The sequence below is a fragment of the Scytonema sp. PRP1 genome (genome assembly GCF_036697665.2).
Lineage (GTDB): Bacteria > Cyanobacteriota > Cyanobacteriia > Cyanobacteriales > Nostocaceae > Kalymmatonema > Kalymmatonema gypsitolerans.
On record NZ_JBAHYJ020000006.1, the window covers coordinates 18,915 to 43,606 of the forward strand.

The 24,692-nt window shown below is 44.6% G+C and carries 18 protein-coding genes, 3 pseudogenes and 1 riboswitch; of the genes and pseudogenes, 13 read left to right on the plus strand and 8 right to left on the minus strand.

All coding sequences use genetic code 11. The features are described from left to right. Positions 1–138: 138 nt before the first annotated feature. Positions 139–762, plus strand: a complete 624-nt coding sequence (pyrE, locus tag V5G28_RS00955; RefSeq protein WP_332989484.1) for an orotate phosphoribosyltransferase — start codon at positions 139–141, stop codon at positions 760–762. Positions 763–916: 154 nt separating this feature from the next. Here pyrE and thiC read toward each other — a convergent pair whose 3' ends face one another. Further along, on the minus strand, positions 917–2,296 hold the full coding sequence (gene thiC / locus V5G28_RS00960; RefSeq protein WP_332989486.1) for a phosphomethylpyrimidine synthase: 1,380 nt from the start codon (positions 2,294–2,296) through the stop codon (positions 917–919). A gap of 7 nt (positions 2,297–2,303) precedes the next feature. Next, a riboswitch (TPP riboswitch) is annotated at positions 2,304–2,396 on the minus strand. A gap of 578 nt (positions 2,397–2,974) precedes the next feature. Between thiC and V5G28_RS00965 the strand changes: the two genes are divergently transcribed. From V5G28_RS00965 to V5G28_RS00975, 3 genes and pseudogenes are all read left to right on the plus strand, one after another. Further along, entirely contained in the window at positions 2,975–3,574 is a 600-nt protein-coding gene (locus V5G28_RS00965) for a pseudouridine synthase (protein WP_332989490.1), read from the plus strand. 583 nt (positions 3,575–4,157) lie between these two features. After that, the gene (locus V5G28_RS00970; protein WP_332989493.1) at positions 4,158–6,176 is read left to right on the plus strand and encodes a serine/threonine phosphatase; all 2,019 of its coding nucleotides are present in this window, start codon (positions 4,158–4,160) and stop codon (positions 6,174–6,176) included. Positions 6,177–6,283: 107 nt separating this feature from the next. After that, positions 6,284–7,503 (plus strand): annotated as a pseudogene (locus tag V5G28_RS00975) (protein kinase domain-containing protein). 155 nt (positions 7,504–7,658) lie between these two features. Here V5G28_RS00975 and V5G28_RS00980 read toward each other — a convergent pair. Both V5G28_RS00980 and V5G28_RS00985 read right to left on the minus strand, forming a co-directional pair. After that, positions 7,659–7,880, minus strand: coding sequence for a DUF4327 family protein (locus V5G28_RS00980; protein ID WP_073633909.1), 222 nt, complete (start codon positions 7,878–7,880; stop codon positions 7,659–7,661). 1,093 nt (positions 7,881–8,973) lie between these two features. Further along, a complete protein-coding gene (locus tag V5G28_RS00985) occupies positions 8,974–9,552 on the minus strand; it encodes a type IV pilin-like G/H family protein (protein ID WP_332989498.1) in 579 nt (192 codons plus the stop codon). Positions 9,553–10,393: 841 nt separating this feature from the next. Here V5G28_RS00985 and V5G28_RS00990 point away from each other — a divergent pair. Together V5G28_RS00990 and trxB are read left to right on the plus strand one after the other, a co-directional pair. After that, positions 10,394–10,672 (plus strand): hypothetical protein, encoded by a 279-nt coding sequence (locus tag V5G28_RS00990; protein WP_332989500.1) that lies wholly within the window; start codon positions 10,394–10,396, stop codon positions 10,670–10,672. A 195-nt stretch (positions 10,673–10,867) separates the two neighbouring features. Beyond that, positions 10,868–12,241 carry a thioredoxin-disulfide reductase gene (trxB, locus tag V5G28_RS00995; RefSeq protein WP_332989502.1) on the plus strand — a complete coding sequence of 458 codons (1,374 nt, stop codon included), beginning with the start codon at positions 10,868–10,870 and terminating at the stop codon, positions 12,239–12,241. A 648-nt stretch (positions 12,242–12,889) separates the two neighbouring features. Here trxB and V5G28_RS01000 read toward each other — a convergent pair. After that, positions 12,890–13,075, minus strand: coding sequence for a hypothetical protein (locus V5G28_RS01000; protein WP_332989504.1), 186 nt, complete (start codon positions 13,073–13,075; stop codon positions 12,890–12,892). Between the two features lie 282 nt (positions 13,076–13,357). Here V5G28_RS01000 and V5G28_RS01005 point away from each other — a divergent pair, with 282 nt between their 5' ends. From V5G28_RS01005 to V5G28_RS01025, 5 genes are all read left to right on the plus strand, one after another. Beyond that, positions 13,358–13,582 carry a hypothetical protein gene (locus V5G28_RS01005; RefSeq protein ID WP_332989506.1) on the plus strand — a complete coding sequence of 75 codons (225 nt, stop codon included), beginning with the start codon at positions 13,358–13,360 and terminating at the stop codon, positions 13,580–13,582. 58 nt (positions 13,583–13,640) lie between these two features. Continuing rightward, on the plus strand, positions 13,641–14,531 hold the full coding sequence (locus V5G28_RS01010) for an ABC transporter permease (protein WP_332989508.1): 891 nt from the start codon (positions 13,641–13,643) through the stop codon (positions 14,529–14,531). A 129-nt stretch (positions 14,532–14,660) separates the two neighbouring features. Next, positions 14,661–14,864 carry a hypothetical protein gene (locus tag V5G28_RS01015; protein WP_332989511.1) on the plus strand — a complete coding sequence of 68 codons (204 nt, stop codon included), beginning with the start codon at positions 14,661–14,663 and terminating at the stop codon, positions 14,862–14,864. A gap of 184 nt (positions 14,865–15,048) precedes the next feature. Next, a complete protein-coding gene (locus V5G28_RS01020; RefSeq protein ID WP_332989527.1) occupies positions 15,049–15,942 on the plus strand; it encodes an ROK family protein in 894 nt (297 codons plus the stop codon). A 4-nt stretch (positions 15,943–15,946) separates the two neighbouring features. Further along, on the plus strand, positions 15,947–16,573 hold the full coding sequence (locus tag V5G28_RS01025; protein ID WP_332989513.1) for a type I restriction endonuclease: 627 nt from the start codon (positions 15,947–15,949) through the stop codon (positions 16,571–16,573). A gap of 105 nt (positions 16,574–16,678) precedes the next feature. Here V5G28_RS01025 and V5G28_RS01030 read toward each other — a convergent pair whose 3' ends face one another. Both V5G28_RS01030 and V5G28_RS01035 read right to left on the minus strand, forming a co-directional pair. Next, positions 16,679–17,101 (minus strand): hypothetical protein, encoded by a 423-nt coding sequence (locus tag V5G28_RS01030; RefSeq protein ID WP_332989515.1) that lies wholly within the window; start codon positions 17,099–17,101, stop codon positions 16,679–16,681. Positions 17,102–17,220: 119 nt separating this feature from the next. Continuing rightward, positions 17,221–18,885 (minus strand): CTP synthase, encoded by a 1,665-nt coding sequence (locus tag V5G28_RS01035; protein ID WP_332989517.1) that lies wholly within the window; start codon positions 18,883–18,885, stop codon positions 17,221–17,223. A 181-nt stretch (positions 18,886–19,066) separates the two neighbouring features. Here V5G28_RS01035 and V5G28_RS01040 point away from each other — a divergent pair. Together V5G28_RS01040 and V5G28_RS01045 are read left to right on the plus strand one after the other, a co-directional pair. Further along, positions 19,067–20,870: pseudogene (locus V5G28_RS01040) on the plus strand (N-acetylmuramoyl-L-alanine amidase). 429 nt (positions 20,871–21,299) lie between these two features. Further along, positions 21,300–23,204, plus strand: coding sequence for an FG-GAP-like repeat-containing protein (locus tag V5G28_RS01045; protein WP_332989520.1), 1,905 nt, complete (start codon positions 21,300–21,302; stop codon positions 23,202–23,204). An 83-nt stretch (positions 23,205–23,287) separates the two neighbouring features. On the opposite strand, the gene V5G28_RS01050 is transcribed toward V5G28_RS01045, so the two are convergent. Both V5G28_RS01050 and argE read right to left on the minus strand, forming a co-directional pair. Continuing rightward, complete coding sequence (locus V5G28_RS01050; RefSeq protein ID WP_332989522.1) at positions 23,288–23,842, minus strand: DUF2085 domain-containing protein; 555 nt, start codon at positions 23,840–23,842, stop codon at positions 23,288–23,290. Positions 23,843–24,060: 218 nt separating this feature from the next. After that, positions 24,061–24,692: pseudogene (gene argE, locus V5G28_RS01055) on the minus strand (bifunctional arginine dihydrolase/ornithine cyclodeaminase); the annotation flags it as partial.

The window sequence follows — 24,692 nt, forward strand, 5'->3', positions numbered from 1 at the left end:
TGGATTTGAGAACTCTTATGAAGTGATGAGTCGATTTCCACTTAACACTGAGGACTCATTGCTTAGGACTTTCTCAGTACCTCAGCACTGTTTTCGTGAGTTCAACATTTTGTGTAGCATAAATTTTTACCAGTTCTGATGACGTATCAAGCGGAAAGCCTTACGAACTCTAGTGTCTGGGCGGCTACTAGTGATTTAGTAACCCTGCGCCAACACTTACTAGATTTATTTTGTCAACTTGCATATCAAGAAGGTGATTTTGTCCTCTCTTCCGGGCAACCTAGTTCTTACTATATCAATGGCAAGCAGGTAACACTGCATCCTCAAGGTGCTTTGGCAATTGGTCGTATTCTTCTATCACTGCTTTCTTTGGATACCCAAGCTGTTGCTGGGCTGACGCTGGGCGCTGATCCAATTGTGACAGCAGTGAGTGTCGTTTCTACTTATGAAAACCGACCGATTCCGGCGCTGATTGTTCGCAAAGAGGCGAAAGGACATGGTACAAAGGCATATATTGAAGGTCCAAGTTTGCCGGAAGGTGCAAAAGTCGTGGTTTTGGAAGATGTGGTCACTACCGGACAATCTGCTATGAAAGCGGTGGAACGGCTAAGAGCAGCAGGTTATAGCGTCAGTCAAGTCATTGCACTAGTAGATCGCCAGCAAGGCGGAGCAGAGTTTTACCAACAAGCCGGGTTGGAGTTTGAGGCGGTGTTTAAAATTCAGGAGATTCAACAGCGATATCGGCAGCTTGCAAAGAGCTAAAAGTAGGGTGGTATTGCTCACCCTGACTTACCATTAGAACGCGGATTTATAGCGCTTCTGGTGTTGCGTGCAATACACGGGTGTAGAGACGTAGCATGCTACGTCTCTACATTATTCGTGGTGGTGTATGTGATTCTTACGAGAACCGCTATAGCTAACTTTGGGTTACCACTTCCTTATCCTTCGCCAAGAACTTCTCAAGTTCTGTCAGTGCATCAGCATCAACTTTGGTTTGCATTGGGCAGAACTTGGGACCGCACATCGAACAAAACTCAGCAGTTTTGTAAATGTCTGCTGGTAAAGTTTCATCGTGATATTCCCGCGCTCTTTCGGGGTCGAGTGATAATTCAAACTGACGGTTCCAGTCGAAGTTGTAACGCGCAGTAGACAGTTCATCGTCTCTGTCTCTTGCGCCTGGGCGGTGTCTGGCAATATCTGCTGCGTGAGCTGCTATCTTGTAGGCAATCAAACCGTTGCGTACGTCTTCCGAATTGGGCAAGCCTAAGTGTTCTTTCGGTGTTACGTAGCATAGCATCGCAGTACCGTACCAACCAGCCATTGCTGCCCCAATTGCGGAAGTGATGTGGTCGTAACCGGGGGCGATGTCCGTTACCAATGGTCCTAGCACGTAGAAAGGAGCTTCAGAACACTCTTCCATCTGCTTTTTGACATTAAACTCAATTTGATCCATCGGGACGTGTCCAGGACCTTCTACCATGACCTGTACGTCATGCTCCCAAGCTTTGCGAGTGAGTTTTCCGAGAGTTTTAAGTTCAGCTAATTGTGCTTCATCAGAAGCATCATGGGTACAACCAGGGCGTAGGGAGTCACCATAACTGAACGAGACATCATATTTCTTGAAAATTTCAATGATGTCGCGCAAGTGGGTGTAAAGCGGGTTTTGCTTGTGATGGTGTAGCATCCATCTTGCCAGAATGCCGCCACCGCGAGACACAATGCCAGTAATGCGACTTCTGACTAAGGGCAAATGCTCAATTAAAATTCCGGCGTGGATAGTCATGTAATCGACACCCTGCTGGGCGTGTTTCTCGATAACATGAAGAAAATCATCCGGTGTCAGCTTTTCAATGTTGCCGTGGACACTTTCTAAAGCTTGGTAAACTGGGACTGTGCCAATTGGCACAGGTGAAGCTTTGATAATAGCAGTACGAATTTCATCTAAGTTACCGCCACCAGTGGACAAGTCCATTACGGTATCAGCGCCATACTTCACCGCTAGGTTCAGCTTTGCAACCTCTTCATCAAGATTGGAAGAGTTAGGACTCGCGCCAATATTAGCATTTACCTTACACTTGGAGGCAATACCAATACACATTGGCTCCAAGTTTGTGTGGTTGATGTTAGCAGGGATAATCATCCGTCCCCGTGCTACTTCGTCTCTAACGAGCTCAACGGGAAGGTTTTCCCGCTGGGCAACGTAATGGATTTCTTCGGTGATGACACCCTGACGGGCATAATGCATTTGAGTAACATTACTCTGCCCATGCCGCTTGGCGACCCATTCTGTCCGCATATTTGCTTTCCTCGATAAACAGCTTCCCTCCGCCGGTATTACCCGGATTCAGGTGTTAAGGGTGTAATCTCAGCCTATGCAGGCACCCCTAGCATGGGAATTGATTTTACCACCTTCGTTGGGGATGGGAGCAAGAAGTTGACAAATTATGAAGAAAGTGAGGTGAAGGGGTTGGTTAAGCAGAAGGTAGAATGCGAAGTATTTTTGTTATAAATTTGCTACACATGATAAGTAAATCTCCGCACAGAGGTGAGTGACATTCAAAAGCTTATAGTTCAAAAGCTTATAAGTAGGTCGGTGAGAATAACTCAAACTATGTTAACCAATGTAAAAAATATGGGAATCAGCTTGTAGTGAGGGTTTCAGCCCTTAAAGTAGCGCTTTAGCCCTCACTACAAACCTTTAATTATTTACGCTGACCTAGTTATATTAATAAGTTTCAAGCACTCAGGGGAGAAGCTGAGGTTTAGGGATGGTAGAGTGCGATTGGCTTTGCCACTGCCCTTGGGCGATCGCCTCCTCCAGGTGCGCTTTGCGCGATCGCCCTTAAGCTCTGGTAAGCTGCAAACAAGGGGAGATGGGGAGCAGGGGAGCAATGACTAATGACTAATGACAAAGATGTAGAGACGCGCCATGGCGCGTCTCTACACTGACTAATGACTAATGACTAAATAACTAATGACTATTGACTATCGATATATTCTGTTTTATAAACCTTATGGCGTCCTAAGCCAATTTACAAAAGATTCCCCGACACGCAGCACCTTGAAAGAGTACATCGAGGTTCCTGATGTGTATCCTGTGGGGCGTTTAGATTGGGACAGTGAAGGATTACTCCTGTTGACTAACCACGGACAATTGCAACATCGTCTCTCGCATCCCCGGTTTGGACACGAACGTACTTACTGGGTGCAGGTGGAACGAATTCCTGATGCTGCGGCTTTGACACAGCTGCAAGAAGGTGTGATGATCCAAGACTACCGCACTCGACCAGCCTTGGTGCAGCTATTACCAACACCTTCTTTACCAGAACGGGATCCGCCGATTAGATTTCGCAAAAATGTGCCGACAGCGTGGTTGGAAATGACTTTAACAGAGGGGAAAAATCGTCAGGTACGGCGAATGACGGCGGCCGTGGGATTTCCGACTTTGCGCCTCATTAGGGTAGCGATCGCTCAGCTACATTTAGATGGTCTGCAACCAGGTCAATGGCGTGATTTGACTCCTCGTGAACTCAAATTGTTACTTGATTTAGCTTTTGCAGGTCGAGGCGCGTAGTTCCCAGAAACGAGGTGTAGGGATGTAGAAATTCCTGCGGCTCAATTATTAAGTATTTTGGAAAACTTTACCACATTCTTAGTAATGACTTTTGGAGACAAGCAAGCACAGGATGAAGAGTGACACTGATACAAAAAAATACAAACTACATAGAAGGAACAATGGAAGTTGAAAGTCGGTCTTATAACGCTTGCTTGGCTATTCAACTCTCTCTGCTGCTTGAGGGATGATTGGAAAGATGAGGAAGAGAAAGAGAATAAGACAAATGTGACAAATGTGACAAATGTGATTTTTTTGACTTTTTTATCTCCCTTATCTCCCCACGCCCTAAATTTCCTAAACCTAAAGATATGTGTTGGAATATGCCACAAAGTCTAGCTTTAATGGCAATTTATTGTGAGGAGATATGTTGCCGTATCTGAAATCTATCGTTAATATGCGTAACAATTAAGACTGCCACCAAAATTCGCCAGATGAACCACAATATTTTGTCGGTCTACTGTAGGCAGGTGCTAACAAATATGGCACTTTTGGATTCTAGTGGCTAGAAGCACCTTGGATCGGGAATTAAGGAACTTCCACAATGCTGGTTTGCCCTCAGTGTAACTTTGAAAACCCCAATACCAACAAATTTTGTCAAAACTGTGGCGCTTCTCTGACCCAAAAGGTCTGTCCAGAGTGCAGTACTTATGTCGCTTTGAATGCACAACGATGTGATAACTGTGGCGCAGAATGCGGAACAGTTCTGTGGGCAATTATTACTCAGGAAGGAACTTTTGCGGCTGGGGAAAATAGGGGAGATACGGAAGCAATATTTTCTTCCTCATCCTTCTTATCCTCCTCATCCTCCTCATCCTCCTTATCCCCTCTTCCCTCCACTTCCCCTCTGTCGGTAGGGTCGTACTTAGACCCACAGAAGCGCTATCAACTGCTAGAACCGCTACCAGCCATAGGGGAAATGGCTGCTAATACTGAGGTGTGCGTTAGGGTTCTAGATTGCCAACCATACCAACTGTCGCTCCTTGAGGTCATGCTAGCAAATGAGCAACAGGGGTTAGCAACGCCATCAGTAGGGGATCAGAAAATTCCCAGTCTCGCTAAACCTTATATTGCCTTACAATCCTGGTGTCATCTAGGAATACCGCCAATTCATGATGCTTGGCAGCATGAAAATATACAAGTGGTACTGATCGAAGACCGCTCAAACTGGCAAAAATTACTTGAACTGTGGCGAGAAGATACGACAAGTTCGTTACAAATTGTACACTTTTTTTACCAGATGACCCAACTATGGGCGGTGCTGGAAACAGTAAAGTGCCGTCAAAGTCTGTGGGAGTTGGGGAATCTGCGACTCGATGAAGACCTGTCGCTAGCACTACAGCGCTTGTATGTAGAATTACCAGGTAAGCCATCGCCTGCTGAGTTATCAGAAGATTTAGAACCACAGCTAGAAGCACAGCCCTTTACAGTCCAAATTTTAGGACGAGTTTGGCAGGCGCTTTTTAGACAGTCTCAACGCACTCAATTTGGCTCTATTTTACACCTTATAGGAGAGTTGGAACTCGGAAAGATCCAAACGCTCGTGGAGCTGCAATCACGTTTGGAAGCTATAGCCTCTGAATTGCAAGGCAATTCCACAAGTGTTCCAATCACCCGAACAATGCCCTACAGTACCGCTACGCCGACTGTCTTGCAATTAGATGAGCAAGAGGATGACACTGAATTGAAAACCGATGATATGCCCACACTTGTTCTGCCGATGCAGTTAGTGAGTTTGGAAAATGCAGGGCTTACTGATGTAGGACGTCAACGTGACCATAACGAAGATTACTTTGGTATTGAAACAAAAATTCATAAGCTAGAATTGCCCAACAACCGTACTTTACAAGCGCGTGGTTTGTATGTTCTGTGCGATGGAATGGGCGGACACGCTGGTGGGGAGGTTGCTAGTGCCTTAGCTGTCAGTTCTTTGCGGCAGTACTTTCAAACCCACTGGACTTCTGACCAACTGCCCACAGAAGATGAGATCCGAGAAGCAGTACGGCAAGCTAATCAAGCCATTTTCGATGTCAATCAACAAGATTCCCGTTCTGGGGTTGGGCGCATGGGTACCACCCTCATTATGGTTTTAATCCAAGATACTCATGTCGTGGTGGCTCATGTGGGAGATAGTCGTCTCTACCGCGTGACTCCCAAAAGAGGACTGGAACAAATCACGGTAGACCATGAAGTTGGTCAACGGGAAATTTCCCGGGGTGTGGAACCTAGTGTGGCATACTCGCGCCCTGATGCTTACCAACTTACCCAAGCCCTTGGTCCTCGCGATGAACACTTGATTATTCCCGATGTACAGTTTTTGGAGATAAATGAAGATTCCCTTTTTGTTCTTGCTTCGGATGGTTTGTCAGATAATGATTTGTTGAAAATTCATTGGCAAACTCACTTAGCGCCTCTCTTGAGTTCTAGTGCCAATTTGGAAAGTGGCGTTCAAGCTTTAATTGATTTGGCAAACCATTACAATGGTCATGACAATATTACTGCTGTAGTTATCCGGGCAAAAGTCCGCCCGCATTTAGAACAACAGCAATCAATTTTAGATTAGGGATTTATTTAAGGAGGATGAGCAAGTAAATAAATAATGGTTAGTCTTTCTCAATACTCGCTTGGCTGTCTACGCTCATCTCCTTATTCCCTAATCAAAAATCGTCTATGGTCACGCTGACCCTGTTAGAACCGCAACAAAAAACACCTCTTAGGCAGTGGCACTTTGATGACGAGTCCATTATACGGATTGGTCGTTCGGCAGATAATGACGTTGTTTTAAGTGACACTTTGGTTTCGCGGTATCATTTAGAACTCAAACACATCGGTTCTGATAAAAATGGCGGTTCTTGGCAGGTGATGAGTCAAGGCATAAATGGCACTTTTCTCAACGGCGTCTTGGTGACTCAGGCTTTTTTGCCAGATAATTCCCTGCTGCAACTGGCACAAGGCGGTCCCATCTTGAAATTCCAAATTGACCAGGAAACTGCTCCACAATATTCTCCTTTCGTCGCCTCACCCAACACTTGCACGCACCAAGGAAATTCACCTAACAATTTGTTTTGCATTCATTGCGGTGAACCTCTGTCGGTGATACAGACTATTCGTCAATATCAGGTATTGCAAATTCTGGGACAGGGAGGTATGGGAACTACCTATCTCGCTTGGGATAAACAAGGAAAAATTGCCGGACACCCGCAACTGCTGGTGCTAAAGCAGATGAATGCTGATATGGCGAAAATTGCCAAGGCACAAGAATTATTTGAACGAGAAGCAAATACTCTCAAATCCCTTAGCCATCTTGGAATTCCTAAGTATTACGATTTCTTTGTTGAAGGTGGCAAGAAATATTTGGCGATGGAATTAGTCCACGGTCAGGATTTAGAAAAACTTATTTATTCAAAAGGACCAGTTACGCCAAATTTAGCGATTAATTGGATGATTCAAACCTGCGATATTTTGGACTATCTCCATAGCAAAGAACCGCCACTGATCCACCGCGATATTAAACCCGCTAACCTCATGGTGCGAAATTCTAATAATCGCATAGTGATGCTGGATTTTGGGGCGGTGAAGGAGATTGGCACGGCACCTGGAACTCGTATTGGTGCAGAGGGATATTGTGCCCCGAACAAGAACGGGGACAACCCCTGACTCAATCCGATTTATATGCCATTGGACCAACGCTTATTTTTCTGCTGACTGGCGAAAGCCCATTTAAGTTCTATCGCCAGAGGGGACGCAGTTTCCGCTTTGAAGTGGCAAATGTTCCCACTATTACTCCGCAGTTGCGCGAGGTGATTGACCGCGCTACAGAACCTCTGGCACGCGATCGCTACCAAACGGCTAAGGAACTAGCACAGGCTTTGGCTACGTGCCAAGTTTAGGGAATAGGGGAACAGGGAATAGGTGACAAGGCATAGGGGATAAGGTAGAAACTAGAGGCGACACACAAAAGCTTGAACCTTTCATCTGTAACCTGTAACCTATTACCTATCCCCTATTCCCACTTCAGCTGTCAGCTGTAACCTGTTTGCTACTGCTATTCTTCATCCCAAGCTTCCACAGCTAGCAATTCGCTGACTGGATCTTGCATGCTAAACCCAAAGTCTAGCAGTTCTTGCTTCCAGTGTTGCCATTCGTTTCCGAACAGCAAAGCGATTTTCCAAATGCTATCAGTGGGCTTGATAATATTAGAATCTACGAGTGAACTCACATTACGCTGCAACTTCACCATTGGGTGAATTACTTGCTGCTTACTCATAACCTCGATTAAATTCAGATTTGGTTTAGTAAATGCTTGATCAAAACTGCTTTCCGTTCCGGAATTTTTGACGACGCGTAGAGCCTTTTTCTTTGGCAAAGCAAGTCTTAACTTTTTAACTATATCATAACTTACTCAATTGCGTGATCATTAAATTCGGTTTTGTACGGTAATCCCCACAAAGCGAGGCAAGTTTCGCCGCTACAAACCATTATTGTAAACTGATTTCAAACAACTCTTGTCCTATCTTTTGCACAAATAACACTTTTGAGCGATATATGCAAAACATTATTTGTTTTTCCACCATAATCTATGCAAGTTGTAACAAATTTATATGATCTGAGCTTTTTTGAAGATTCTTGCCCAAAGGCAAATTGTGCAGTGAAATAGATTTATACACACTCTATTAAATGTTATATACAATATCGCAAACATCTAATATTAGATAGAGGAAATAAAGATTTTTATAAAAATTTAATTATTCAGTCAGAGACAAAATTTATGAGAGAATACAGTCCTTAAGGAGGAAGGCAAAATTTTATACGTAACTGATGTTTGGTAAGCGGTATAAATTCATCTGTAGCGAAATTGTGAACAACAAGATTCCCGACTTCTTTAAGAAATCGGGAATCTGAGCCAATGGATTTATGCGCGAAGTTCAGGCACTTTCACACAAAGAAGCGGTATAAATTCATCTGTAGCGAAATTGACCCGAAGATACAAAGTTTTATACTGTCTACTGCAATTGGCTAGTGCATGACGGGTAATTGAAATTTAAGTTGATTTGATTTATTTTATTTTTATTCTAAAAAAGTTTAAAAAGAAGTCATTAGGTTGGTTAAGGTTGCACTTGTTTAGTGTTCGTAGTAAGCACTTTAGTGCTTATGAGCGCTGAAGCGCTCACTACAAAGTACTTTTCCAACAGAGTTATTGTTCTTTGACTTAACGGGGTTGGGAATCAAAATGTTGACAACTCTGGACAATGATTCATGACTGAGACGAAACTAACGGGTGCTTGTTGCCGCAGGAGAGGAAGTCTGAACCGACAGTGATGGCGTAGGTGTGTTGTTAGATAGGTTATCTGTTAGATAGGTTATCTGTTAGATAGGTTATCGTAGGTTGCGGGGCAGCTAGGAGAAGTTCCGCTACCAGAGGGTGTGCCGAACTCGGCAGATTCTTCGCCTGTTGCGGCATTGGTATTATTGGTGTCTTTGCCTAATTTAGCTTCACACAATACGGCTACGGTCGTTGCTTCATTTGTCGCATTTACATTTCCCAGTTTCACGCCACCAATATAGGCTTTGATGCCATCAGTTCGTGGTCGTGCTTGGTTGGTGACACCACTAGCACCTGTGGCGGCAAGAATTGCGTAGTTGTAATTTGTAGTCGTTGTTGCGATACCAAGACCTAAGTTATTAAATTCAGTGCTACTTGCAAATCTACCATTTTCCAAGTAATAAGTTTGCTGTGCCCGGTTCATGGAACCCACATAGGTTTTACCTTCAGTCTGCTTGGCTTTATTCGCTTGATTGAGGAAAGAGGGCAAAGCAATAGCAGAAAGAATACCAATAATAATAATGACTACTAACAGTTCAATAAGTGTGAAACCCTGCTCTTCCTGCTTTTTATTAAGAATATATCGCAGAAATTTAGCTTTTAGTTGAGTTTTCATACGTATTTACTAGGAGGTGGTGATGAGTTAAAGAGTTCTAAATGTAACTTACCCACTTCACTTTGTTTTCATATCACCTTAGTAAAAATTTTTCCTTGTTAATAAGACAAGGGCTGAGAACTATAACTTAATTATTGGACAAAGCTAGACATTAATAACCATATATGTCTAACAAAATGCTACAATGCGTGTTAACGCGAGAACCAAGCGAAAAAAATTAAGGCTTGAGACCCTGTACAAAACTTTTAAGAGTAGTCCTACCTGTAGCAAGGCGGTTGAGAAATCCAGAAACCTTAATAGGACTGAAAATAACGGAGTAAAGTAGCGAAGTTTCTCATCTTTCAATGTCAAAAATAATTTACACATAGGATAAGTTCTATCCGAATTTAAGCCTGTGGACTGGTTTGATGCCGACATCTCCAGGATGAAACAGGAAGCAATCCGGGCAGTGTCTAACAAAGTTTAACTTTGTCTAGCTTTGTCCAAGTGTTGTAGAACGGCTGATAAGTTGTTGTGCCTTCATAGCAGTTTTCAACTGGTTGCAATACAGGTTGTTTGTAGGGGCTGAGAAATGCCCATGCGTGTCAACAACCACGTTTAAACCTTTATTCCACGTTGGCTTTACCCCACCCCCAACCCCTCCCCGCAAGCGGGGAGGGGAGCAAAAGCGTAGCTTTGGCGGGGTGGGGTCAAATCAACGTGGGGTAAAGGTCTGAACGTTAAATTGACACCAATGGGCTAGACGAAAGCCCCTACGGTGTGTATGTATTTTATGCAAGTGAGAATGGCAATATAGTGGTTCGGGAGTTGAGTGCAATACATCAAGAAATAAAAACCACAGATGGACACAGATAAATCTGTACTGCATCCAAACGAGAAGCGTCATAGTCAGATTCACGTGAGTTGCAAGAGTTGCAACAGTGAGGAGGCTCAGCCTCCAAACCCTCGTTACCAGGTTCAACCTGGTAACGAGATATTAGAGCCAGAGGCTCTTGTTGAGAATGGTGAGTCCAGCCCTGCAGGCGGGTTTCCCGCCGTAGGGGACTGGGGAACCCGAAGGGTGCAAGAGCGGAGATTCACCGAAAATTTCCCATTTCTATCTCAAAAGTGCATAAGTTGATTTTGCTTACACTTTAATTAAAGAAGGAAGGAAATTAAACAAACTGATACACATAATCATATTTTTGTCAACATCGGAAACAGAGAATAAATGTTCTGGCAGATTGGCACCTGAATGAAACGACTCTGTCCTTCCCAAGCTCGGAAATAATTTGCTATACTAAGTCGTAGTCGTTATGAGTTTATATAAATAATCATGACTAACGCGACAGTAGAAAACGTAGTGATTATAGGTTCTGGTCCAGCAGGGTACACGGCTGCTATCTACGCAGGACGAGCTAACCTCAAACCCGTTGTCTTTGAGGGTTTCCAAGCCGGGGGCTTACCAGGTGGTCAGTTGATGACAACGACTGAAGTGGAGAACTTTCCTGGGTTTCCCGAAGGAATTACCGGACCAGAACTGATGGATTTGATGAAGGCTCAAGCGGAACGCTGGGGAGCTGAGTTATATACAGAAGATGTTATTGAAGTTGATTTAACTCAGCGTCCTTTTACAGTTCGCTCTGAGGAACGGGAATTTAAAACTAATAGCGTTATCATCGCCACGGGTGCGACAGCAAAGCGCTTGGGTTTAGACAGTGAACATCAATTCTGGAGCCGAGGAATTTCTGCTTGTGCTATTTGCGACGGTGCTACGCCTATTTTCCACGGCGCGGAATTAGCTGTGGTGGGTGGCGGCGACTCGGCGGCGGAAGAAGCAATTTACCTGACCAAATACGGTTCTAAGGTGAATTTGCTGGTGCGTTCTGAGAAGATGCGGGCTTCTAAAGCGATGCAAGACCGCGTTTTGAGTAACCCCAAAATTACAGTTAACTGGAACACAGAACCACTGGATGTCTTTGGGAACGACAACCACATGGAAGGGATAAAAATCCGCAATACCAAAACTGGCGAAGAGAGCAAACTCCACGTTAAGGGATTATTCTACGCCATTGGTCACAATCCCAATACATCTTTATTCAAGGGACAACTGGAACTGGATGACGTGGGTTACGTTGTCACCAAGCCTGGTTCTCCAGAAACAAGCTTAGAAGGTGTTTTTGCCGCAGGCGACGTCCAAGATCATGAGTACCGTCAGGCAATTACCGCTGCAGGTAGTGGTTGTGCGGCGGCGATGTTAGCAGAACGCTGGTTGTCTTCCACGGGTTTGATTCAGGAATTCCATCAAAAAGCGGAAACTCCAGATAATGAACTAGAACACCCAGCCGAGAAGAAAACTGAGGAACAGGAAGCTGCGGAATTTGATTTGAATACAACCCGCCATTACGGGGGTTATGCTTTGCGGAAGCTGTTCCATGATAGCGATCGCCTCCTTATCGTCAAATACGTCTCTCCTGGCTGCGGTCCTTGCCATACCCTCAAGCCGATATTAAATAAAGTGGTGGATGAATTTGACGGCAAAATCCACTTTGTCGAAATTGACATCGATAAAGACCGCGACATCGCCGAAAATGCTGGTGTCACAGGAACACCCACAGTTCAGTTTTTCAAGGATAAGGATCTGTTGAAGGAACTCAAAGGCGTCAAGCAAAAGAGCGAGTATCGCCAATTGATTGAAAGCAATTTGTAAGTCCTCGTCTACGCTGCACTTGAGTGCAGAGGAGGACACTTTGCTTGCGTTCCCAAGTAACCTCAGCATGCAAGTGTCCTCGCTCATCGCTCAAGTTCCTAGCTCTTGCAGTTCTGACTACTTTACCTTGTCGATAAATGACTTTTGCAACAAGTCTATTGAACGCACCCCAACTAAAGCTTTGCTTATAGTTGGGGATTCATGCGCTATGCAATCCGAAAATTACACAGCGTTACCAGAAAAGCTGGCGTCCGCAGCGTGTCGTGGGAACTTTTGCCCTCGAACACTCTAGTAAAAAGCGTAATTTCTATGATTGCTCTTTACCCTAAAAAATAAAATTGGTCGTGCCTCCACGAATATTTCGTTTTGCCGTACCTACTTTATTTTATCATGACCTGGCGTTTCGCTTACCCTACCCAAACTTGCGTTATGGGTAGGGACTGCGCTCAACAAGTCTGTTCAAATGGACTGCAAAATTTGACCGAGTTCTATGCGTGAGGATTGTTGTTAACCAGAGATTTTAATTTCTGGCTGTTGCGGGCTAGTGCAAGATGTCATTTGTGTTGCACTACGTTCATGCACCCTATGTTCTCTGCCAATACTCGCTTCGCTCTTTACCTTTACCCCGAACGTCAGCAAATGACAAGCTTAACACCCATTGCCTTCTACCATCTCGAAAACGACTTCATGTTTACTATTGGGCTTTTGCTCACGCAATAACTGAAGGTATCCTTCTGCATCAATGCGACTCCGGTGGCGGCTGACGACTACCTTTTGTGAGGAGGACAGTGAATGAACAACTGCCCAGGGTTTGAGGCGCTCTTGGTAAGCCATAATGAAATTATCTCCTTTGATAATTAGGAGCCAAAGCCAGCACTGTCACTTTCCAGGGTTAGGTGCTGGCTTCTGACTACTTTAAATGATATTATTGCCCTGTTAAATATTGTTACAAATATTTATAAGTCTTTTTAACTAAAGCCAAGAATTTAAACCAAGGTAGTAAGGGCAAGGATGCTACTAGGTTCTCCCAAAGAAGCAGGAAATCTAAATCTTGAGGTTTAGAAGCCGTCGGTGTACCACAAAATGGCGATCGCCCGGAGATGTCACTTATTTATAATGCAACACGTAAACATTGTAGCCGTTATCGGCTTTGTGTCTTTGCAAAGATGGTGCAACACCCGCCTTCTCAGTAGCAAAAGACGCTCCTTTGTGCCTTCACCCGGTGGGAGCTTACGCGCTTGGCACAAGCCTCCTCCGGACTTACGGCGATTGAGCTTTGCCCACTGCCAAAGGCGATTGCGCGGAGCGCAGTGCCTTCGGCAATCGCACGAAACAACCTGATAGGTAAAATGGTCATCTGTAGTTACCAGCTTGCAACTCCTTACGGCTTCTTGTATTTATGACCATCACAAAAAGTCCCCCAATTCGATTTTTACGGTTTGCTAAAAACCCCACCCTTTCTCAACGACTGATGTTGATTGGGTTAACGATAACTTTGTTTTTCATCTTCCTGGCTTTGTGCGCCCCCTTACTCCAGGCTTTCGGTTGGCTGCAAAACCCCCTAGATTCCTTGACTAACCCCATTCAAGAACCACCCTCACTCCAACATTGGTTTGGCACCAGTCGCGAAGGCTATGATGTATTTTCGCGCACAGTATTTGGCGCTCAAGCTGCCTTGCAAGTGGTTTTATTAGCTACAACGCTCAGTATGTTTATTGGTGTGCCTTTGGGCATGATAAGTGGCTACCTAGGCGGTAGATTAGATAAAGCATTACTATTTGTTATGGATAGTATCTACACCCTACCAGGGTTGCTGCTTTCGGTAACGCTGGCATTTATAGTTGGACGTGGAATATTAAATGCCGCTCTTGCCATCAGCATTGCTTATGTTCCACAATATTACCGTGTTGTCCGGAACCACACTGTTAGCGTTAAAACAGAAGTGTTCATCGAAGCAGCACAAGCAATGGGTGCTAACACTTGGCAAGTTCTTTCTCGGTACTTATTTTTCAATGTCATTCAAAGCGTACCCGTCCTTTTTACCCTCAACGCCGCTGATGCGATTTTGATTCTGGGGAGTTTGGGTTTTTTGGGCTTAGGGCTTCCAAGAGAAACGCCAGAATGGGGACGCGATTTACAACAAGCTTTGCAAGCACTACCTGTTGGTGTTTGGTGGACTGCCTTTTTCCCGGGATTAGCGATGACAATCATGGTTGTGGGGCTGTCGCTACTCGGTGAGGGGTTAAATGAATTTATTAATCCCCGTTTACGCAAAGACATCCGGAAATAGTCAAGAGTTATTTGTTAATAATCATTAGTCATTGAGTCTATTTTCATTTGTGGTTGGACAAATGAGAAATAACAACCATTATCTGTTTGCTACTCTAATATCTGTTGTACTTATCATTGAGAGATCTGTGTGAAAGATAATATTTCTTTAATTGCTGCTGCTGCTGGTGGCTTTATGCTTTCCGTCGCCCTGACTGGCATCTTAAGAGGTTCCCCAGTAGCATCTTTACAGAGTCAGCCTAGTTTTCATCCCCTGACTGTCGCTGCTTTACGACCAGCACCAAATGACTCTGAGAATGTAGAATTTTTTGGTAGCGGAACTGGTAAAAAATGAAGTAGCAAATTTGGCAGTGTTTATCTGCACAACAGGTGCTATCTCCTCCGGAGATGCTGCTTTGAACAAGCCGGGGAACCCGTCCAACGCACGCAGGAGTCCATCTGCGGTTCCAATTCGCCATAAACGGGATTTTTGCCAGAAATCTACTTATTCTGTTGCCAAATCTGTGAGGGGTTTGAAAGTGGGGAATTCTCAAGTAATTGGTATTGACTTGGGTGGAACAGCAATTAAGCTGGGGCGTTTTACCGCAGATGGCACTTGTTTACAATCGTTAACTGTGGCAACGCCGCAACCAGCGACACCAGAGGCGGTTGTGGCAAAAATGGTAGATGCGATCGCCCAAATTGACTTTGAGAGAAATTGCATTGCCATTGGTGTTGGCACTCCCGGACCTGCAGATGCTCAAGGACGCATTGCGAAAATTGCCATTAACTTGCCAGGATGGTATGATGTGCCTTTAGCCGATGCTTTAGAAGCAAAAACAGGCAAACCTACGATTGTCGGTAACGATGCCAACTGCGCAGGGCTAGGGGAAGCTTGGCTGGGAGCAGGTCGCCGCTTTCAGAATCTGATTCTGCTGACTTTGGGAACTGGTGTCGGTGGCGCAATTATCTTAGATGGCGAACTCTTTACTGGTCCAAATGGCGCAGCCGGTGAGCTGGGATTGATTACCCTCAAGCCAGATGGTCCAAGGTGTAATAGTGGCAATCAAGGCTCTTTGGAACAGTATGTATCAGTCACCGCAATTCGTCGCCGTACAGGCAAGGAACCAGCAGAACTCGGCGTTCTGGCAAAAGCCGGAGATGCCCAAGCGTTGACATTTTGGCAAGAATATGGTAAAGATTTGGGAATTGGATTGACCAGTTTGATTTACGTGCTAACGCCGCAAGCAGTTGTGATTGGTGGCGGCGTAAGTGGCAGTGCTGAGTTTTTTATACCATTTGTTAAAGCAGAAATTGAGCAGAGAGTTCTGCCTACTTCACGTCTTGGTTTACAAATATTGCCAGCAGAATTGGGAAACTTTGCGGGGATAGCAGGTGCCGCGAAGTTAGCTTTTTCCAAAGTAGGGGCTTAGGCGTATGGTTCAAATCATTCAAGCTAGAGACATCAGTCTTTACGAATTAGAAGAAAAATTTGCTTTACAACAGGCGACAGAGGCTGATTTTTTTCCAGAATGGACAGAGAATTTACCAACACTAACTGATGCGGAAAAACAGGCTCTCGACAGAGCGAAAAGCAACTATTTAAACTTGAACAAACGCCGTCCAATGTCCGAAGAGACAGTGAAGATGGTTGTCCTGTCTCCTTTACTAGATTTAGCAGGATTTTATCAACCGCCTTTTGATATTCAAACTGAGACTTCTATCGAAATTTCTGCTGAAGATGAAGGTGTTGTTGTTAAAGGAAACATTGATGTCCTAGTCATACAAAATCGGCTTTGGGTTCTTGTCATTGAATCTAAAAGCAGTAAATTCGATGTCATAGCAGCACTGCCCCAAGCACTTACTTATATGCTGAATAATCTAGATGATACACAGCCAACTTTTGGTTTAATTCTTAATGGCAGAGAATTTGTTTTTGTCAAACTTATTCAGCAAGAACAACCTCGCTATGCACGTTCTGATGCGTTATCAATTGAACGTGAATCTGAATTTCATCAGGTACTTAGCGTTTTAAAGCGCCTTGGTGAATTCATCGTTTGTTAACTCCTAATTTTTGACTTAGGGCAAATAAAAAAATATCCAACTTTTTCTTGTGGCATGGAATTGGCATCCGTCCTGGAAACCAATGCTAGATTTTTTGGAATATTCTTATAAAAGATACCCGGTTGTGTTCTGAATGTATTCCAAAACTTTTTGATAAGAATCTGGATTACTCACAGGGTTGATAATGATGGGAAGAGTACTATTTGGCAACCAAAAAGTAATCCTGCCGTTGCTTGGTTCATGACAAAAAGAACTAATGCTGTCGAGGTTAATAATATATTCATTCCTTTCGTAAAGAATTTTCACCCAATAGGATTTCTCAAACCCTAACCCCGTAACATGCTGTATATAATCCAGAATTTTTTGATAGTCTTCTAAGTTGTTTTGGGAATTAACTACTATCGGGATAGCACAATCTGGCAACCAAAAAGTAACCCTGCCGTTCCGTTCATGACAAAAAGCCGTAACCCGTTCAAAATTGACTACATATTCATTTCTCTCATAGTGAATTTTCACCCAGTAGACCACAAAAATCCCTCAATTCACAAGTTTCACAGCAGCAAATTTCAGCGCTACACCCGTAAAAGATTTTGAGTTGTGTCATGAATCTTTGGTACTCAAACCAAAGACTCATGACTGATGATTAATTAAGAGACTTGTGCTGGTGTTTGTGTAACAGAGGAAGGATTAGAATGAGCGATCGCCTCTGGCAGTCCTCTTTGCGCGATCGCAGCTTGGATGAAACCCTTAAATAGAGGATGAGGGATGCTGGGACTTGATTGAAATTCTGGGTGAAATTGGCAAGAAATAAAGAAGGGGTGGTTGGGAAATTCAATTATTTCCACTAAGCGTCCGTCGGGAGAAGTCCCACTAATCACATAACCAGAATCTACAAATATATTGCGGTAGGCGTTGTTGAACTCATAGCGATGTCGATGGCGTTCATAAACCACTTCTTCCTGATAGAGTTTGAAAGCCAATGTATTGGGAAGCAAGCGACAAGGATATAAACCTAAACGCATTGTTCCGCCTAAATCAACTATATCCTGCTGTTCTGGCAACAGGTTAATAACTGGATTTTCGGTATGGGGGTCAAATTCCGCGCTATTAGCATCTGTTAATCCAGCTATGTCCCTTGCCCATTCAATCACTGAACATTGCATTCCCAAGCACAAACCTAAGAAGGGGATTTGGCAATTTCGTGCGTATTTAATTGCGGCAATTTTGCCATCGACTCCCCGGACGCCAAAACCTCCTGGGACAACGATACCATCCACACCTTCAAGATAAGTTTCGACTCCTTCGGTTTCCAATGTTTCTGAATTTACCCAACGTAGGTGCAGTTCGCAACTCATAGCAATTGCTGCATGGCGCAGTGCTTCTACGACTGAAAGATAGGCATCGGACAAACGCACATACTTACCCACAATCGCAATTTCCAATCGATGAGTGGGACTGTACAATTTTTCCACCAAAGTTTGCCACTGCGCCAAATTTGGTTGACGTTGTTCCATGTTCAGCAACTCTAGCGTTTGCTGCGCCAGTCCTTCTCGTTCCAGAATCAGCGGGACTTCATAAATGCTTTTAGCATCTTGCGATAAAATGACGCATTCTACAGGAACATCACAGAATTCTGATAATTTTTGTTTTATCCCTGTTGCTAGGGGACGTTCGCATCGACAAATTAAGATATCTGGTTGAATGCCAATCGATCTGAGTTCTTTGACTGAGTGTTGCGTTGGCTTAGTTTTCATCTCACCCGCTGAAGCAATCCACGGAACTAGTGTTACGTGCATATACAGCACATTTTGCCGCCCTACATCCTTACGGAATTGGCGAATTGCTTCCAAAAACGGCAGCGATTCAATATCACCTACCGTACCGCCTATTTCTGTAATGACAACATCTGGATTAGTATCTTTAGCAACTCTGATAATCCGCTCTTTTATTTCATTTGTAATGTGCGGAATCACCTGTACTGTGCCGCCGTTATAATCGCCACGACGCTCTTTATTAATTACGGCTTGGTAAATTGAACCAGTCGTCACGCTGTTTAAACGCGACATGGAGGTATCCGTAAAACGTTCGTAATGCCCCAAATCCAAGTCTGTCTCAGCACCATCTTGAGTCACAAAGACTTCGCCATGCTGAAAGGGGCTCATCGTCCCTGGATCAACATTAATATAAGGATCGAGTTTGAGAATTGACACAGAATAATCTCTTGACTTGAGCAATCGCCCCAGACTTGCTGCTACAATTCCCTTACCGATACTAGAAACAACTCCGCCAGTAACAAATACAAACTTAGTCATATTATTTTTAACTTTGTGCAACTTCTAAAAATACACCCGTCATTGTGCCACAGTAATTGTTATTGGGTAATGACGGATGTTGGTTGTTAGTTGTCAATAAGTGTTGAATGTTGTAATAACTACTAACTACTTACGACTTCCCCACTCCCAACTTTTTTGTAAATTATTCTTCTATTTTGACGTGAGACCACTTTTAGGATTAGTAATATTAAGCTTTATAACCACACCCTCGTTAGTTTTGGCTCAAGAGCAATCCCTCAAAGTTGTTTATCCTCGGGCAAATTCCCAGACAAGTGCAAAGAAAATTTTCTTTATTGGCACAGCACCATCAAGTGGAGAGGTTCTCATCAATGGTAAGCCAGTAAAGCGCAGCAAGTCTGGTCATTTTGCCCCGAGTTTTCCCTTGCAGGTGGGAGAAAACGTCTTTACTGTCCGCTACGAAAATCAAGAAGTCCTTCTTAAGGTGACAAGGGTTTCCACTCAACCGGAAGTGCCACAGGGGTTAGCCTTTGCCAAAGATTCTCTCACACCAGCAGTGGACATTGCTAAACTTCCGGGGGAACGGATCTGTTTTAGGGCGATCGCTCAACCGAATGCTAATGTTTCCGTAAAGCTGGCAAATCAGACTGTTTCCCTGGCGCGCCAACCACAACAAGCACAACTCCCGGCAAATTCTGCCGCCTTAACAGGGCAAAATCAACCTTCTGCCCAGTCTAGCGCAAGCAAGTATGAGGGGTGTACGACAGTCGAAACATCTGCCAATTTGGGACAACCCCAGTTTCAACTCACGCTAGATGGCAAAACGATAACTCAGCCAGGAACTGGAAAAATCACCATCCTCTCACCTGCACAGTTGGAAGTTGTGGAGGTGACAGCAGATTCTGGTGTTGCTCGCACTGGTCCTAGTACAGATTATTCTAGACTCACGCCTCTACCTAAAGGCACACGGGCAGCAGTCACAGGACGAGAAGGTGAGTGGTTGCGTTTGGACTATGGCGCTTGGATCAATAGTAAGGAAACTCGTACTTTGCCAGGAGGAATTCCCCCACAGACTATTATCCGCAGTGTTGGATATCGGAAACTCCCGGGTGTGACGGAAATGGTTTTCCCGCTGCAAGTTCCGGTTCCTGTGAGTGTGCAGCAGAATGACCAGACTTTTACTCTCACCCTTTATAATACCACTGCCCAAACAGATATTATTCGCTTAAATGACAACCCTCTGATTTCTCGCCTAGATTGGCAACGATCCCCCCGCTACAGCAGGGGGACAGGGAGCAGTGCAATACACTTTTCAGCTGAAAAAGCCTCAACAGTGGGGGTATAAGCTGAGATACGACGGAACGAGTTTGATTTTGGCTTTACGTGACTCACCCTTGAACTCGTCTGCAAGCAGGCGGGAAACAACGGGGTTATTCAAAAGACAAAAGCCGTTATCTGGTATCAAAATTTTACTCGACCCAGGACATGGGGGTAAAGAATCTGGTGCATTAGGACCAACAGGGTATCCGGAAAAAGATGTCAATCTCGTGGTGTCAAAGTTGGTGCGCGATGAGTTGGTGAGGCGAGGGGCGACAGTGGTCATGACACGGGAGAATGATACGGAAGTGTCGCTTCCTGATCGCGTGGCGAGAATTGATCAAGAAGAACCAGCGATCGCCTTTTCTATACATTACAACTCCCTACCCGATGAAGGTGATGCCGAAAACACCAAAGGAGTGGGAACGTTTTGGTATCAGCCCCAGGCTCACAGCTTAGCAGTTTTTATGCACAATTACATAGTTAGCAAATTAGGACGACCATCCTACGGCGTATTTTGGGATAACTTAGCGCTTACACGTCCAGCGAGTGCGCCATCAGTATTGCTGGAGCTGGGTTTTATGAGCAATCCGAATGAATTTGAGTGGGTGACAAATCCTCAAGAACAGAAGAAGCTAGCAAGAGTCATAGCTGATGGAATTGTTGAATGGTTCCGTAGCGTCCGCTGATTCGTCAGCTAAATATTTGTAACTTTAATAAAGTCAGAAAAATGAGGAATAGTTCATATTTCACACTTTTCCTATCATTTCCTACAACATACTTTGTCCTTCATTCTACAAAGAAGATTATTAATTTTTTATTAAATTAATTTTTTAATCAGAATTCTGTGACCATTTATGGGCAAAATAACACAGGGTGCGGTAATGAGTCATTTTTGACACTATACTGGCTGTTGTTTCGTTTCTGCTGCAGGTAATTAGTGATACAGCATTTCATCTCAGAATAGCCTCGTTTGACTCATGCGAGTATTTTTTTCTACAAAAATATGGTAAGTATAGTTATTATTTTAGTAGCATCTACAACATAAATGTTCTGCACAGTTGTGCAGTTCATCTCCAATCTTTCCTCAAACACTTTTTCCTAACAAAGGATGAGCCATGGTGCAGATTCTTACCGTTTCTGGGACAACTAACTACACGACTGGCGCTAATCCCAGAGCTATTGCCCCCAATTTAAGTATTTCTTCTGACCCCAATTCTTCTGACCCCAGTAATGCCAACCTAAATGGTGCATCAGTGGTCATCACCTCTAACTTCAATGCGAATGAAGACCGCCTTAGTGTTGCCGACCAAACTGGTACCAGTGGCACTATCCAAGCTTTGACCTGGAACTACGACACGGCAACAGGAGTTTTGAGGATAACTGGTCAGGCTACCAACGAGGTTTACCAGAATGTGCTGCGCCAAGTCACCTACAGCAATACCAATAACACCCCCTCTGCAGCAGCGCGTGGCATTGAATTCGCCCTAGGTACTAACCTAGCAAATCCAGAAAACAAGCACTTCTACGAGTTTGTCCAGGATCCAGGTATTAGTTGGGGGATTGCTCAGGGTCTGGCTGGAACACGTAACTACTTTGGACTCCAAGGTTACCTAGCAACCATCACCTCTGGTACAGAACAAAACTTCATCCAAGGCAAAGTCCAAGGAAACGGCTGGATAGGAGGTAGCGATGCTGCGACTGAAGGGGACTGGCGTTGGGTAACAGGACCAGAGGCTGGAACTGCCTTTTGGAGTGCAAATGCGACTGGTAGTACAGTTCCAGATCAATATAGCAACTGGGCATCAGGTGAGCCAAACGATGGTAACCTTGGGGAAGACTATGCCCACATCATTGGCACTCCCAACATTACAGATCTCCAAGGTAACTCTCAAATAGGTAAATGGAATGACCTTGGGGATGTTGTGCTAGGTGGAAACTATCAGCCTCAGGGTTACATTGTAGAGTACGGTGGCTTACAAGGCGACCCGACTTTACAAGTTACTGGTAACGTTACCGTAACCTTGAATTCTTCTAAGTCTGATTTCAATCGTGACGGTAGCCCAGATATCCTGTGGCGGAACTATCGTACTGGAGAGAATGCCATTTGGACATTAAACAGCAGTTCTCCTTATTATGACCCAAATAACGCAAATCAGGGAGTTTTCCTAACCAAAGTTGATGATGTCAACTGGGAAATCGAAGGTCAGGCAGACTTTAATAAAGATGGTAATCTTGACATTCTCTGGCGCAACTATCGTACTGGAGAGAATGCCATTTGGCAGATGGATGGCACCACCTATAACCCAGACCGGGGAGTTTTCCTCACCCAAGTCCCAGATCAAAACTGGGAAATTGAGGGTGTAGCAGACTTTAATAAAGATGGTAATGTTGACATCCTGTGGCGCAACTATAGCACGGGAGAGAATGCCATTTGGCAGATGGATGGCACCACCTATAACCCAGACCGGGGAGTTTTCCTACCCAAAGTTGATGATGTCAATTGGCAAGTTGAAGGTCTGGCAGACTTTAATAAAGATGGCGATGTTGACATCCTCTGGCGCAACTCTCGGACTGGTGAGAATGCGATTTGGCAGATGGATGGCACCACCTATACCCCAGACCGGGGAGTCTTGCTCACCCAAGTTCCAGATCAAAACTGGGAAATTCAAGGTACAGCAGACTTTGATAAAGATAGCAATGTTGACATCCTCTGGCGCAACTCTCGGACTGGTGAGAATGCGATTTGGAAGATGAACGGCACCACCTATAACCCAGACCAGGGAGTCTTTTTGACCCAAGTTCCAGATCAAAACTGGGAAATTGCAGGTTTAGAAGACTTTAATAAAGATGGTAATGTTGACATCCTTTGGCGCAACTATAGCACGGGAGAAAATGCCATTTGGCAGATGAATGGCACCACCTATAACCCAGACCAGGGAGTCTTCCTCACCCAAGTCCCAGATGTCAAGTGGGAAATTGCTTCTCCATCATCCAACTACTCTTTAAATCTCATAGGCTAAATTCCATAAGTTTGACGCTCTCCTAACTAGAAGTCAGGAGAGCGTCAATAGAATTTACTTTGTAGCAGGCTATCGCGTGCGTGTTACGCACCAAATTCCTGACGATATGGCGATTTGCTGAAAGCAGCAACGCTTCGCGAGCGCCCATTTTCATGCAATATCGGCATAGTAAACAAACCCCATGCCAAACCTGTGATCAACCCAAAAAGTGTCACAACCTGATTATTAAAACTCCACCAACCCAAAACCTCTGCGGCTAATTCCACTGGATAAGCCATCATCAATACAGTGGCGATCGCCACACCACTCCAACCATACTGACTTAACCAGTAAAAACCTTTACCACCTGTCACTCCATACAATACACGCGTTATCAACAACCCAGCGACTGTACCGTAGCAACGCATACACACAGCCATGATATACGGTGGCACCAAAGCTACCCCCATATCGGGCTGTGGGCATACATGAGCGCCCATAAAATAAATAATTTTTGCAATTAGAGGTAACAATGGTAACCCCGATGCAGCTAAAAAAGGAGCAGCTAGCGGTCCAACGACCATCCCTGCTAATAAGAAGTCAGTGATTCGACCTACCCAACGAATTTGTAGCTGTCTTTTGAAAACTACTCCTTCCATCTTCTCTCCCTTTCTTTACTCTGCGTTCTTGGCACGCCAGTCGCCTCAACTCTGGGAACCAGAGCACGGCGCTGGCTCGTCTTGGCGGTTCGTTATTTTAAACATAAAGTGGGCACCACCCTACTTTCTTAAACTTAGGGGCTTCTAGCGCGTCCTATTAACTGGGCGGGCAGGATGCCCACCCCACTGTTAGGGGATAATTTATTTTTTGGAAATCCCTAAACTAGTTTACCAATATAAGGGCTTGTCAACTTCTGCAATTGCTGCATCAACAGACTCAAAAATAACCCCACATCTGTTACCACACCAACTGATTCTATTGAACCCCTGTCGCTTAACTTAGTCACCACAGCTGGATTGATATCCACACAAACCATCTTCACTCCCGCCGGAGTCATATTCCCGACGCCAATTGAGTGCAACATACTGGACAGCATCAAAATCATGTCCGCGCCTTTGAGCAGTCTGGCGTATTCGGTTTGTGCTTTGATCAAATCCATCTCGGTATCGGGTAAAGGACCATCGTCCCGAATTGAGCCAGCAAGACAGAAAGGTACACCGTTGCTGACGCACTCATACATTACGCCACTTTTAATGATGCCAGCTTCAACAGCTTTGGCAATGCTACCATAACGACGCATAGTATTAATCACTTTTAGGTGATGGCGGTGTCCACCGCGTACAGCTACGCCGCGCTTCATGTCCACACCGAGGGAAGTCCCCATCATTGCTTGCTCGATGTCATGGACGGCGATCGCATTTCCACCCAAAAGCGCTTGCACGTATCCTTCTCGAATCAGTTGTGCTAGATGTTCGCCGCCACCTGTGTGAATCACCACAGGACCTGCTG